This window comes from Thermosynechococcus sp. HN-54, assembly GCF_023650955.1.
GTDB lineage: Bacteria > Cyanobacteriota > Cyanobacteriia > Thermosynechococcales > Thermosynechococcaceae > Thermosynechococcus.
The window spans coordinates 88,582-101,110 of record NZ_CP098039.1; the positions used below are offsets into that span (position 1 = coordinate 88,582).

The 12,529-nt window shown below is 54.8% G+C and carries 11 protein-coding genes and 1 other RNA gene; 8 read left to right on the forward strand and 4 right to left on the reverse strand.

What is annotated here, in order from left to right; translation table 11 throughout:
- Nucleotides 1-51 precede the first annotated feature (51 nt).
- Together NBE99_RS00390 and NBE99_RS00395 are read left to right on the forward strand one after the other, a co-directional pair.
- Nucleotides 52-1,020, forward strand: coding sequence for a M23 family metallopeptidase (locus tag NBE99_RS00390; RefSeq protein ID WP_250682562.1), 969 nt, complete (start codon nt 52-54; stop codon nt 1,018-1,020).
- An 11-nt stretch (nt 1,021-1,031) separates the two neighbouring features.
- On the forward strand, nt 1,032-3,140 hold the full coding sequence (locus NBE99_RS00395) for a M3 family metallopeptidase (RefSeq protein WP_250682563.1): 2,109 nt from the start codon (nt 1,032-1,034) through the stop codon (nt 3,138-3,140).
- Nucleotides 3,141-3,148: 8 nt separating this feature from the next.
- Here NBE99_RS00395 and NBE99_RS00400 read toward each other — a convergent pair whose 3' ends face one another.
- A complete protein-coding gene (locus NBE99_RS00400) occupies nt 3,149-3,361 on the reverse strand; it encodes a DUF2949 domain-containing protein (RefSeq protein WP_250682564.1) in 213 nt (70 codons plus the stop codon).
- 200 nt (nt 3,362-3,561) lie between these two features.
- Here NBE99_RS00400 and NBE99_RS00405 point away from each other — a divergent pair, with 200 nt between their 5' ends.
- The 3 genes from NBE99_RS00405 to ssrA all read left to right on the forward strand — a co-directional run bounded on the left by NBE99_RS00405 (nt 3,562) and on the right by ssrA (nt 6,606).
- Complete coding sequence (locus tag NBE99_RS00405; protein ID WP_250682565.1) at nt 3,562-4,371, forward strand: TPM domain-containing protein; 810 nt, start codon at nt 3,562-3,564, stop codon at nt 4,369-4,371.
- 91 nt (nt 4,372-4,462) lie between these two features.
- Entirely contained in the window at nt 4,463-6,166 is a 1,704-nt protein-coding gene (locus NBE99_RS00410) for a helicase HerA domain-containing protein (RefSeq protein ID WP_250682566.1), read from the forward strand.
- 54 nt (nt 6,167-6,220) lie between these two features.
- Nucleotides 6,221-6,606: a transfer-messenger RNA gene (gene ssrA, locus NBE99_RS00415) on the forward strand.
- Here the strand turns inward: ssrA and NBE99_RS00420 are convergent.
- Nucleotides 6,604-8,409 (reverse strand): N-acetylmuramoyl-L-alanine amidase, encoded by a 1,806-nt coding sequence (locus tag NBE99_RS00420; RefSeq protein WP_250682567.1) that lies wholly within the window; start codon nt 8,407-8,409, stop codon nt 6,604-6,606. The two genes, ssrA and NBE99_RS00420, sit on opposite strands and share 3 nt — an antisense overlap.
- A 273-nt stretch (nt 8,410-8,682) precedes the next feature.
- On the opposite strand from NBE99_RS00420, the gene NBE99_RS00425 reads away from it, so the two are divergent.
- Entirely contained in the window at nt 8,683-9,174 is a 492-nt protein-coding gene (locus NBE99_RS00425) for a metal-binding protein (RefSeq protein WP_250682568.1), read from the forward strand.
- Here NBE99_RS00425 and NBE99_RS00430 read toward each other — a convergent pair.
- Entirely contained in the window at nt 9,171-9,416 is a 246-nt protein-coding gene (locus NBE99_RS00430; protein ID WP_250682569.1) for a DUF6439 family protein, read from the reverse strand. The two genes, NBE99_RS00425 and NBE99_RS00430, sit on opposite strands and share 4 nt — an antisense overlap.
- A gap of 141 nt (nt 9,417-9,557) precedes the next feature.
- On the opposite strand from NBE99_RS00430, the gene NBE99_RS00435 reads away from it, so the two are divergent.
- Nucleotides 9,558-10,142, forward strand: a complete 585-nt coding sequence (locus NBE99_RS00435) for a GerMN domain-containing protein (protein ID WP_250682570.1) — start codon at nt 9,558-9,560, stop codon at nt 10,140-10,142.
- On the opposite strand, the gene NBE99_RS00440 is transcribed toward NBE99_RS00435, so the two are convergent.
- Nucleotides 10,112-11,368 carry an APC family permease gene (locus NBE99_RS00440; protein WP_250682571.1) on the reverse strand — a complete coding sequence of 419 codons (1,257 nt, stop codon included), beginning with the start codon at nt 11,366-11,368 and terminating at the stop codon, nt 10,112-10,114. The two genes, NBE99_RS00435 and NBE99_RS00440, sit on opposite strands and share 31 nt — an antisense overlap.
- A gap of 104 nt (nt 11,369-11,472) precedes the next feature.
- Between NBE99_RS00440 and NBE99_RS00445 the strand changes: the two genes are divergently transcribed.
- Complete coding sequence (locus tag NBE99_RS00445) at nt 11,473-12,498, forward strand: hypothetical protein (protein WP_250682572.1); 1,026 nt, start codon at nt 11,473-11,475, stop codon at nt 12,496-12,498.
- Nucleotides 12,499-12,529: the final 31 nt, after the last annotated feature.

Below are 12,529 nucleotides of genomic sequence, written 5' to 3' on the forward strand. Positions count from 1 at the left end.
TCCCCAAGGTTGCGCCTAGAATTTGAAGGAATGCGTGTGGTGAGATTAATCATGATGGAGCAGCGCGTTATCGCCTTTGGGCTAACTGTGGGGCTATTGGCAACAGGCTTAGCTACTCGCCAGAGTCTTGCAGAAACGGCGCCTATCGAAGCAGAAGCGCCTGCAGCGGCTGCCCCTCTTTTGGTGAATCCTGTCCAACCGGTTGAAAGTGACCCCCTTGTTTTCTCCACAGAACCGGTGGATCCACCCCCCGGCAGTGAACCCCTCGAAAACCTGAAGCCCGCCCGCTCCATCCCCGTGGTGATCCAAGAGCGCTCTACAGGCTGTCAAGCGATCGTTAGCGAAGGCATTCCTAATAACATTTGTCAAGCCCAAGGTACTCAACAACCCCCCGTCACCCCTGCCGCCCGCCAACCGTCTGCTCCAGTCTCCCATCGCCCTGTGGTTGCTGCAAAGCCAAGAAGTTTTGTGTCATCTGCCCCAGCGGCTGCGCCGGCCTATGTACGCCAGCCCTTTCCGGGAGCCAATCCCTTGCGTTGGCTGAAAGTCAACAATGGTCAAATGCTCTTTCCCTTGCCTTTTCCGGTGCCCATTACCTCAACCTTTGGCTGGCGCATCCATCCCATTTTTGGCGATCGCCGCTTCCATTCGGGCACGGATTTGGGCGCTCCTGAAGGCACACCGGTGCTGGCGGTTTTTGATGGCCGCGTGGTTGAGTCCAACTGGCTAGGGGGCTATGGCCTCACCGTGATTTTGCAGCACCCACCAGCGCAACACCAAACCCTCTATGCCCACCTTTCACAGCGCTTTGTCAATTCCGGTCAGTGGGTCAAGCAAGGGGATGTCATTGGCCTTGTGGGTAGTACAGGCAACTCCACGGGACCCCACCTCCATTTTGAGATCCACGAAATGACGGCCCAAGGGTTGATTCCCGTGGCTCCTGAAGCGCGGTTAGAATTGGCATTAGCACAGTTAAAGCAGGCGATCGCCCAAGCGCGTCAGCAGTCAAATCGCAGTTAGATAGGATACCCATGGTTATTGCGACCTCCCCTCAGACCGATAATCCGCTTTTGCGGGGCGATGGCTTTCCCCCCTTTGACCAGATTCAGGTGAGCCATGTTGAGCCAGCCGTGCGCCAACTGTTGCAGGAACTCACCCAAGAATTAGAGACCCTTGAGCAATCCTTCACCCCCACATGGGAGGGGTTGGTGGAACCCCTTGAACGTTTGAGCGATCGCCTCGGTTGGACGTGGGGCATAGTTAGCCATCTAACCGGGGTCAAAAACAGTCCCGAACTGCGCCAAGCCTACGAAGCCGTCCAACCTCAAGTGGTCGAGTTCTACACCCGGTTGGGACAATCCCGCCCCCTCTATGAAGGCTTTAAGACCCTTGCTGCCAGTCCTGAATTCCAAACCTTTTCCCCTGCTCGCAAACGCATTGTCGAAGCTGCCATTCGCAATGCCGAACACAGTGGTGTGAGTCTAACGGGGGCTGCCAAGGAGCGCTTCAATGCCATTCAACTGGAATTAGCCGAGCTATCCACCCAGTTTGCCAACAACCTTTTGGATGCCACCAAGGCTTTTCGCCTCAAGCTCACGCAACCCGATGAAGTGGCAGGACTCCCCCCCAGCCTCCTCGCTCTCGCTGCCCAAACGGCTCGCCAAGATGGTATTGAGAATGCTACACCCGAAACAGGTCCATGGCACATTACCCTCGACTTTCCCAGCTATGGCCCCTTTATGCAGCACAGCCAACGGCGGGATCTGCGGGAACAACTCTATCGCGCCTACGTTTCCCGTGCCAGCAGTGGCGAATGGGATAACCGCCCCATCCTAGAGCGCATCCTTGCCCTACGGGTGGAAGAGGCACAGCTCCTTGGGTTTAATACCTATGCGGAACTCAGTCTTGCGAGCAAAATGGCCGACAGTGTGGCCAGTGTGGAAAAACTCCTAGAAGAGCTGCGTCAAGTTAGCTATAGTGCGGCTGCGCGGGAACTCGAAGAACTCAAAGCCTTTGCCGCCGCTCAAGGGGCATCCGAAGCGAATGATCTTCAGCACTGGGACATTGTCTATTGGGCAGAACGGCAGCGGAAGGCGCTCTTTGACTTCAATGATGAGGAACTGCGTCCCTATTTTCCTTTGCCCCAAGTGCTTGAGGGCTTATTTGGGCTAGTGAAGCGACTGTTTGGCGTGACGGTGGTGCCTGCGGATGGGCAAGTGCCCGTTTGGCATCCTGATGTGCGCTTTTTTGCCATCCTTGATGAAAACAATCTGACGATCGCCCACTTTTACCTTGACCCCTACAGCCGTCCTGCGGAAAAACGGGGTGGCGCATGGATGGACGATTGCCTTGGCCGCGCCAAATATCGCATTCAGGGGGAATGGCGCACCCGCTTGCCCGTTACCTATCTTGTCTGCAATCAAACCCCGCCAGTGGATGGCAAGCCCAGCCTAATGACCTTTAGCGAAGTGGAAACCCTCTTCCACGAATTTGGTCATGGCCTGCACCACATGCTGACGCGGGTCGATGAAGCGGGCGCAGCAGGGATTAACAATGTGGAGTGGGATGCGGTTGAACTCCCTAGCCAATTTATGGAAAATTGGTGCTACCATCGGCCGACCCTTTTTGGCATGGCGTGCCACTATGAAACTGGGGAACCGCTGCCAGAACATTACTACGAAAAACTGGTTGCCGCCCGAACCTATCGCGCTGGCAGTGCTCTCTTGCGCCAGTTGCACTTTAGTTTGTTGGATTTGGAACTGCACCACCGCTATCGACCGGGTCAGGGGGAAACACCCCAACAGGTGCGCGATCGCATAGCCCAGACGACAACAATTTTGCCCCCTCTACCAGAGGATGCGTTTCTCTGTAGCTTTGGCCACATTTTTGCCGGTGGCTACGCAGCGGGTTATTACAGCTATCTGTGGGCAGAAGTGCTCAGTGCCGATGCCTTTGCTGCCTTTGAAGAAGTTGGCCTAGAGAATGAGCAAGCCGTTGCTGAAATGGGACGACGCTATCGCGAAACCGTACTTGCCCTTGGCGGTAGCCAACCTCCGATGGAGATCTTCAAAGCCTTCCGCGGTCGTGAGCCGATCACTGAACCTCTACTACGGCACCGAGGATTGTTGTCGAATACTTAGTTTGCGACTTATGGAGCCTTAGGCAGGCGATCGCCTCGCGTTTGATCCAGCCACTCAAAAATCCGATCTAGCTGCTCCAAGGTAATGAAGCCATACTGCCAAAGAATAATCGGCAGCGATCCCCGCTGCTGTTGCCATTGACGCACCGCCATTGCAATGCTCTCTGGGGGGAGTGCCAGCTCCTGTTCAAGATAGTGCAGTAGTTGAGGAGAGTAGGGCATCGCAGGTGAGGAGTGACTGATGAAACAGGGAGAACGGGTTAAGTATTTAGACTTGCAGTATAACAACGGGATGCGCAGGATAGGGCGAGTTTAACAAAAGCTGCATATTGTCTGAGAAGACGGCAGCGCTGATTGCAATGTTTCGCAGCATACCCTTAAGATAATTAAAAAAGATGCCCTATTTGTAAATTTTTATTACGATGCTTCAGCAATTCCGCCGCTGGTTTCGCCAAATTGGTTTAGTGATGGTGCTGGTCAGCCTCTGTTGGTTGGGAGCGATCGCGCCTGCCCACAGCTTCAATAATCCTGAATTGTTGCCGGCAGAACCGACCAACGTTATTGACCTAGCCCAAATCCTCACTCCTGTGCAAAAGGAACGCCTTGACAGCGAGCTAGCAGAGTTTGAAGCCCAGACCGGCTGGAAATTACGGGTTCTCACCCAGTACGATCGCACCCCCGGCCTCGCAGTGCGAGATTTTTGGAACTTGGACGATCGCAGTATTCTCTTGGTGGCCGATACCCGCGGGGGCAATCTCTTGAACTTTAATGTTGGCGACACCGCCTACCGAGTGCTCCAGCGCACCTTTTGGGTTGAGTTGCAAACCCGCTTTGGTAATCAATACTTTGTCCGCGACAACGGCGAAGACCAAGCCATCCTGCAATCTCTCCAAGCCATTGAAACCTGCCTCGCCCAAGGGGGCTGCCGCGCTGTCCCAGGATTACCCCAAGAGCAATGGCTTCTCACCCTTGCCACCTCCATCTTTGGCGGCATCATTTTGGGCTTTGTGGCGCGTCCCCGCCGGGCTGATCAAAAAGTGGCTTGGACATGGATTCTTCTTTTTTCACCGCTGTGGGGCATGCTTTTCTTTGCTTTTGGTTTAGGGCCAGTATTGGTACGCACCCAAGAATGGCTACCCGTTCTCCGTAATGTGGCTGGTTTTGCCCTCGGTGCCATTGTTGCCTTTTTAATTCCTGCCCCTAGTGGTCCCCCGCCCGTTCTAGAAGAATAGGCGCCGTCAGGCTCTTAATTGGAAAATCGCGTAGGATTGAGGTTAACGACATTAGCTCTCTTGACTCTCTTTGGGGTACCCGTCCTGTGCGATGAACAGTAGCCACCCTTCTTCTCGCCACATTGTCGGCATTGTCAAAGGCCCCGGTGACAGCGGTAGCGAGTACGTCTTTATTACCGCCGATGCTCAGCCCGTGCGCATTGGTGAATTTGTCTATTATGAGTTCAGCGATCGCCCAAATGTCTCATTGAATTCTCACACCGAGACGGTTCACCAAGTCCTCGGCAAGATTAGCGGCTGCCGTCTGATTGAGCATCTGCCGGATCGCATGTTTGCCGATCATGAACTCAATCCCGGTGCAGTGGCTGCCCTGATTGGTTTTACCTGTGAACCGGCGGAACTCTACGAAATAACCGTAGAAGTGATGGGGGAATTTCATTCGGTTTTTGGCTTCAATAATTTGCGGCGACTGCCCCTGCCCGGTGCCAAGGTCTATTTGGCTGACGATGCGCTGCTGCGGCACGTCCTCAATAAGAAAAAGCCAGAGGAGCCGGGGGCTGCCCATATCGGTTCACTGTTGTTGCGGCAGGAAGGCGCTGTCCCCATTGCTCTTGATGTCAAGGAACTAGTCAGCACCCACGTGGCCATCCTTGCTGGCACAGGTTCCGGCAAATCCTATACCGCAGGGGTATTGGTGGAGGAATTGCTGTCGCCGAAAAATCGCGCCGCGGTGCTGATCCTCGACCCCCATGGGGAATACCACACGCTGGCGCACCTGAGGGGACATCCCGCTTTTCAAGGGGCGGATGGCTATCAACCCCAAGTGAAGATCATTACCCCAGAAAATGTAAAAATTCGCGTCTCCTCCCTCGAGTTTCACGATATTCTGACACTGCTCCCGCAAATGAGCGATCGCCAGCAGGCCATTCTCAAAAAAGCCCACGATGAAGTGCGCCGCCTCCACAAAAATGGCCATTGGAGTACGCAGGACTTAATTACGGCGGTCTATGCCGTGGATCGCGTTGAAGACGAAGAGGGCAATGTCAAGCAGGGATCCTCTGCCGATGCCTTGGCTTGGAAACTGGAAAAAATGCAACGCTCCGACTATTTCCATGCCTATGAACATTTGCCACCACGAGAGTTATTTGCCCCCGGCCAAGTGACCATCCTGCAAATGAATGAGATTCCCCTTGAGGAGCAGCAGGTGGTTGCCACGGCGATTTTGCGCCAAACCAACCATGCCCGCATCAACACCCACAAAGGCCGCGTGTCTGAGGGGGATGAGCAGTACCTACCCTACCCGGTGTTTATCTTGATTGAAGAGGCGCACCGCTTTGCCCCTGCCCATGAACCTTCCCAATGTAAGCGGGTGCTGCGCACCATTCTCAGCGAAGGCCGCAAATTTGGCCTTGGGGTGGGACTGATTACCCAGCGTCCCGGCAAACTCGATAGCGATGTGCTTTCCCAGTGTATGAGCCAGTTCATGCTGCGGATTGTCAACCCCGTCGATCAAGAGAGCCTTAAGCATGGCGTCGAGGCCGCCGGTCGAGATCTCCTCAAAGAACTGCCTGCCCTCAGCAAGGGTCAAGTGATTATTGCCGGTGCCTGTGTGAACACCCCCGTGCTCTGTCGCGTGCGGCAACGCTTGACTGCCCATGGTGGTGAGACATTGGATGCGCCGGCTCTGTGGCAAGCCTATTTTGACAAGCATAAACAGTTGGATCGCATGGTGGCGATGGCCAATCCGGCGCCGCGTCCTAAACCGCGAACCATTGGCCGGCGATCGCTCGAATAATTAGCCGTTGTCAACTCCAAAAAAATACGCTAGCTTAGGAGTAGCTCTATACAAGGGGCTGAAACGGCTTCGACGTCCTAGTGAAAGTTGGACTGTGAGGCAGGTCGAGAGTGGGCTATCTCTCGTTAATCCAGAGTCCAAACCAAAAGTAACTGCGAACAACATCGTTCCTTTCGCTCGTAAAGCTGCTGCGGTAGCCTAAGACCTCTATACAGGTTCGAGCACTCGTTGTCCGACTCCGTTAAGGGCAGCGGGTTAACCCCAACGGATGCGCTAGACAGTTCTCTCTGGTGGGCTGTTTAGCAAAGACTTGACCAGAGCATCCTACTGTTCGGGATAAGGAACAGTCCCCGCCTGAGGGTCAGAAAGGCTAAACCTGTGAATGAGCAGTCGATGAATAGCTAGGGCGGACACGGGTTCGACTCCCGTCAGCTCCATCATCTTCCACTCAAAAAGTTCAAAATGCCTTGGGCGATCGCCCGCGCCATCTGCGTTCGCCACGCCGGATTCTGGAAGTTGGCAGCATCCTCGGCGCCGGTGACAAACCCTGTCTCCACAAGGGTAGAATCCATTGAGGTGTTACGGATCACATAAAATCGCGCCGAGCGTACTCCGCGATCGCGAATGTTCAAGGAACTGAGAATACTATTGTGAATGGCAGCCGCTAGGCGACTGGAGCGTCCAGGGGCAAAGTAGGTTTCCAAGCCATTCACATCGGGGCGAGCCATACTAATCGCATTGGCGTGAATACTCACAAAGGCATTTGCCCGTGCCCGTTCCGCAATGGCCACACGGGGAGCCAAGTCTAAATCAATATCGCTGGTGCGGGTCATAATCACCTGCACCCCTTGCTGCTGTAAAAATTGAGCCACTTGCAGGCCAATATCTAGCACAATATCCTTTTCGCGAATGCCGCCAATGCCAACCGCCCCCGGATCCCGTCCGCCATGTCCGGGATCAATGACGACGACAAAACGGCCACGGGGAAGGGGTTGACTGGGGGGTTGAGTTGTGGCTGTGGGGGGGACATCAATTGGGGTGGGCGTACTCCTAGGAGGATCATTTGCCCCTTGAAGTTGGACAACAAAGGCTTCAGCCGATAGGGGACGGGGGCCAAGGATGCGAAAATTGGGTGCTGGCGTCAGAAGAATCGAGACCGTTTGATTATCCTCTTGGCGAAATTCAATATTGCTCAGGGGACTGCCGGTGACAAGGCGGGGTTCGCGCAGATTACTGTCCAACTGGGCTTGCCGTAGGCGAATGCGATAGCGATTGCCCTCCCAACCCACGTTATAGAAAAGGGTGCGATCGCCCTGAATCAGTAACTCTCGTCCCCCCAAATCAATGCGTTGAATCGTGGTCAGGGGTGTTTGAGCGCTGGCGGGAGGAATCACACTAGGGCGCGGCAGCGGTGGCGGGGGAGGTGGGGGTGTAATTGCCGTAGTTGAAGGCACAATCACAAAGCCATCATTACGGGGCGTCACTTGCCAATCGGCATCTTGAGGGTCAATGTCGAGGGTAATTTGGACTTGGCGATTGCCTTGGGCACGCATTTCTGCACGGACGCGATCGCGACCAAAGCGGCGCAGTTCCAAGCGCCGAGGACTAAAGTTGCGAATCAGTTCACTATTGCTGAGGAGAATTTCAATGCGATCGCGCCGAGGGCGGCGAATGGTGTAACTTCCTTCGGGCAGGGGGCGATCGGTCAAAACTAAAAAACCGGTGGCATCGGCACGCCAACTGCGGATTTGCAGTGAACCTGTGGGCGTTACTGAAGGAGTGGAAGGAGGAGACGGTGGCGTTGGCGTCGGTAGTGATACTGTTTGCTGCTGGGGTGGGGGCAGTTGCACCAGCCAGTTATTGGCGGTTATGCCGCGAAAGCGCACCTGCTGCGGGTCAATCGTAAAACCGGCCGCATATTCCACCACAATCCGTGTGGTCTGGGGGTCAAACTGGGCAACTCGCACTTGGCGAATGGCACCACTGTAGTTTTGACTAATCTGGGGGCTACCGAGAACTACGCCGGGCAAGTCAATGACAAGACGGGTCGGGTTATAGACCAACTCAGCACGAGGTTGCACAGCGCGCTCTGTGCGAATCTCCAGTTGATTAGTGGCAGGGTTGAGTCGCCAAAATTGGAGGCGGCTGGCCAAAGCAGGTTGAGCCATAACTAAGGCAGCAGCGGGTGCCCATAGGCAGCTCACCACAGCTCGAAATTGCCAAGAACGCCATGGTTGATCCATTCACCTTCCTCCACCAGCGATGCACTATGATACTGTCAAGTTGGCTTGCCAAGCCGCTCGCTCAAACGTGCTCAGCATACTCGATCAGGGACAGGTATGTGAACTGGCACATCCTGCGATTTAGTTTTGCGCGATCGCCCTCGGTTAGATTCAAATTTCAGCCGAGTTGCTTCAAGCTCACTTAGACGCACACCACCCGCAATGGGTTCTCCGATTGCATGATCCAGCGTGCCAGCCCGTAGCTTTGGACAGATAGCGTTTTCGGAGCAATGGATGGCCAGTGGTCGCACCCACGATCGCCTGACGTGGATCGGAATGCCAATTATTGGCTTTACCACGAGCGCCCTTACCCGTGACTGGCTGTGGGGGGCAATTGCCAGTAGTAGCTTTGGTATTGGTGGTTTTCTCCTTAGCCCTGATCTCGATACGCTCTCCTTGCCCTACTACCGTTGGGGCTGGCTACGGGGAATATGGCTACCCTATCAAAAAGCTTTTCGTCACCGCTCCTTTTGGACCCATGGCCCAGTAGTGGGCACGATGATTCGGTTGCTCTATCTGAGCCTTTGGCTGGGGTTAGGACTAGGTCTTGTGGCCGGGGTTGCCGCATTTACAGGACACCTTCCCCTCATGCAAGAATGGCTACATCGCTGGCAGGAAATCGACTGGCACTGGGGACTCGCGATCGCCCTTGGCTTGGAGCTATCGGCGCTGGTGCACGTAATCAGTGATCTGATGGTTTCCCAGTGGCGGCGCTGGCAGCGTTAATGGTGGTGCGTAGGGCAAGGAGGCGCATTAATGGAGCGATCGAGCCAACCCACTGCCTGTTGGAGATGCGCCAACGCTTCAGCCTCATTTTCCTTGAGGAGATAGACAAGAGCCGCGGCTGCTTGTTCGAGGGCACGGGCACGGCGATTCCCCTTGAGGCGATGCCAATCTTGGGGAGTAATTTTAACCGCATCAAGGAGAGCACTAGCTAGTTCTTCTGCACGAGAGGTCGTTGGCACCATAAATGTGGATTAAAAGGAAACTCTACCCCTATTAGTTTAGAAAGTTTCTAGCTTGCCTTAACGCCCTGAACACTGGAACCTTGCCCTTCAATGATGGCGTCTAGACTAAAGGCAGGTGCATCCCGCCAAGGAGAGATAGTGATGGTATCAAAAGTCACCCGCTCCCGCCCCACCTTGATTGTGCTGACTGTCATTGGTCTGGCCTCGGCTGGCACAGCAGCATGGCTAACCCTAAATCCTCCCCGACAGGGAGATTCGGTGCCCAATCCGGCCGAAGTTGCTCAGCAACAGGAAACCCAAATCTTTTGGGTAAAAAATGAGGGAGACAGGTTGGTTTTAGTCCCCTCAACGGTACGTATTAATAGCGCGGCAGCTCGACCGGAACTCTTTATCCAATCCCGTCTGGAGCGGCTCTTGGCAGGTCCTGCCAATCAAGATGTCACCACCAGCATTCCAGAAGATACCCGCGTCAATCGTGTAGAAGTCAAAGCCGATGGCATCCATGTGGATCTCTCCCCAGAATTTACAAAGGGCGGGGGAAGTGCTTCGATGCAAGCGCGGTTAGGGCAGGTACTGTACACAGCCACAGTGAATGATCCCAATGCACCGGTTTGGATTTCCATTGGCGGTGAACCCCTGCGCGTCTTGGGGGGTGAAGGCCTAGAGGTGACGCAACCGATGACCCGTCGCGACTTTCAAACGGCCTTTGCCCTCCGCACCCAATAGTGCCAAGCAAGTCCAAGAAGAATGAGACCACACCCCGATAGCCACACCTCGACTTCGACCCAAAAGGCCAGCCCTAGACAGCTGATTAAACCTGCAACGGCAAGCCAGCGGGGAAATTGTGGCTCCTCCAGTTGCAGTGTGGCAAGGTTGGTAATGGCGTAGTAAATCAGGACGCTAAAGGCACTAAACGACCACGTCGTTTTCACATTGCCAATCAAGATCAATAGGGCAATGCCCCCACTGACAGTCAGGATGGCAGCGATAGGTTGTTTTCCCTTAGCTGGAATCTGAGCCAGCAGGGGAGGTAAGTCTCGCCGTCTTGCCATTGCCAAAACCACGCGGGAGAGACCCAGCAATAGGTTCAGCAAAATCCCCACCATGGCAGCGATCGCCCCCAAAGCAATGAAAGGGCGTAGCCAAGGCACGCCAAAGGTACTAGCTACAACCTCTAGGGAGGCAGCAGTTGTGCGGTTCGCTAGATCGTGACTGCCGAGGACAACGAAGGTGACACTCAGGTACAACAGCAAAACAATGGCAATGGTGAGCAAAATAGCGCGGGGAATGGTTCGACGGGGGGTCTTGACCTCCTCCGCCAGCACAGCAATACGGGCATAGCCGGCATAGGCGACAAAGAGCAGTGCCGTTGCTTGGAGAAGATTCTTGAGCGAGAGCGGTTGCGATGCTGCCGACCAAAGTGACCCTCCTTGCTGTTGGAGATGGCCAATGCCTAGTAGGACAAAGAGCAACACGCTGGTGAACGTGACAAGGAGAATCACGAAATTCACTTGAGCCGATCGCCGGATCCCCAAAAGCACCACGCAGGTCAAGACCGCCAGTAGCCCCAGAGCAGCCATGACTTGCCAGCGCCCGCTGTTGTCTTCTAGGCCGAGCCATTGGAAGAGATAAGCCATAGATCCAAGGGCAGCAGTGGCTGCGGAAGCGCATTTAGCCAGTAAAAACATCCACCCCGCTGTAAAGCCGAAAGGGGGAGAAAGATAGCGATACCCATACTCGTAAGTGCCCCCACTCACAGGATGGGAGGCGGCCAATCGGGCACTACTGAGGCCATTACACAGAGCGATCGTTGCTGCTAGGATCAGGGCTATCAACACCCAAGGGCCGGCGAGGTCAGTGGCAATGCCTAAACTGACAAACAGCCCCGTACCAATCATTGAGCCTAGCCCCATTAAAATGGCGCCCCGCAGTCCCAGTTCGCGTTTGAGCATTTTGGTCTAGTTGGTTCAGGAATGCACGCCTTCTAGCCTAGAGGATAGAGGCAGCGATCGCTATAATTGGAGCAATTCTTAGCACTTGCGCAGGTATTAGGATCATGGCCAGTCCAGAACCCCCTAGCAACCAACCCGACGACCTCCTAGAAAACATCATCAGTGATTTGGGTGAGTTGGACGAGCCTCCCGCACAGGATATTGATCTAAACTCCCTGACGGCTGAATTGGAGTCGCTCACCCTTACCGCAGAACAGCGAGCGATCGCCCAAAACCAAGCCCTACAGGAGCAAATTAGCCAGCTCACCGCAGAACTGAACAACGTTCAACAGCAGCGGGATCACCTGAGCCAAGAGCTTGACCGTCTTCGGCAGGATCATGAAGCCCTCCTAGCCAAGCTCAAAGAATTAGAGACGCACGCAACACCGCCAACTGTAGCAGCCGCCTCCCTTGAAACTGAAATTGCTCGCCTCAGGGAGGAAAATACCACCTTGAGTGGCCTCCGGCAAACCCTCGAACAGGAACTGGCTCAAGCACTCATTCAGCAAGAGGAACTTCAGCAGCAACTGGCTGCACTGCAACTTCAAGCCTCCCAAGTGCAGGAACTCCAAAACCAGCTTGCCTCACTGCAAACAGAAAAGGCCGCTCTCGAACAGCAAATTCAAACGCTCTTGGCTGCTTCACCACCCGCTCCCTTGGAAGATACAGCACTCCTAAGCAATCCACCTGACGTAGGCCTTGCTCAACGATTGGCAGAAGTGACACGCCAATTAACCCAAGTGGAAGGGGAGCGCGATCGCCTGCAAGAGGAACTTGCCCAAGCGCAAAATGAACTGTACGGTCTGCAGCACGATTTAGAGGTGCTGCGCAACCAATCCGCAACCGCTGTTCCCACCGAACTCACCCTTGCAGCGCAGGAAAATCGCCAACTGAAGCGACAACAACAGCAGCGAGAAAAGGTACTGTGGATCAGTGGCATTGCAGCAACAGTCGTCTGCGCCTTGAGCGTGAGCTTGAATCTACCGCAGCCCATTGGCCGCCTCATTCCCCCGATCGCCGCTTTGGCCATTCCCGTGATCACAACGCTGGCTGGTAAGGGGGGGTCAACCGCCGAGCAAAAGACTGCTTAGGCGATCCCCCTCTGGGCTAAAATCTTAGGGC

Excerpts from the sequence above, each read along its gene's own strand:
- NBE99_RS00390 (WP_250682562.1), top strand. The coding sequence starts at position 52 with ATGATGGAGCAGCGCGTTATCGCCTTTGGGCTAACTGTGGGGCTATTG.
- NBE99_RS00395 (WP_250682563.1), top strand. The coding sequence starts at position 1,032 with ATGGTTATTGCGACCTCCCCTCAGACCGATAATCCGCTTTTGCGGGGC.
- NBE99_RS00400 (WP_250682564.1), bottom strand. The coding sequence starts at position 3,361 with ATGCCCTACTCTCCTCAACTACTGCACTATCTTGAACAGGAGCTGGCA.
- NBE99_RS00405 (WP_250682565.1), top strand. The coding sequence starts at position 3,562 with ATGCTTCAGCAATTCCGCCGCTGGTTTCGCCAAATTGGTTTAGTGATG.
- NBE99_RS00410 (WP_250682566.1), top strand. The coding sequence starts at position 4,463 with ATGAACAGTAGCCACCCTTCTTCTCGCCACATTGTCGGCATTGTCAAA.
- NBE99_RS00420 (WP_250682567.1), bottom strand. The coding sequence starts at position 8,409 with ATGGATCAACCATGGCGTTCTTGGCAATTTCGAGCTGTGGTGAGCTGC.
- NBE99_RS00425 (WP_250682568.1), top strand. The coding sequence starts at position 8,683 with ATGGCCAGTGGTCGCACCCACGATCGCCTGACGTGGATCGGAATGCCA.
- NBE99_RS00430 (WP_250682569.1), bottom strand. The coding sequence starts at position 9,416 with ATGGTGCCAACGACCTCTCGTGCAGAAGAACTAGCTAGTGCTCTCCTT.
- NBE99_RS00435 (WP_250682570.1), top strand. The coding sequence starts at position 9,558 with ATGGTATCAAAAGTCACCCGCTCCCGCCCCACCTTGATTGTGCTGACT.
- NBE99_RS00440 (WP_250682571.1), bottom strand. The coding sequence starts at position 11,368 with ATGCTCAAACGCGAACTGGGACTGCGGGGCGCCATTTTAATGGGGCTA.
- NBE99_RS00445 (WP_250682572.1), top strand. The coding sequence starts at position 11,473 with ATGGCCAGTCCAGAACCCCCTAGCAACCAACCCGACGACCTCCTAGAA.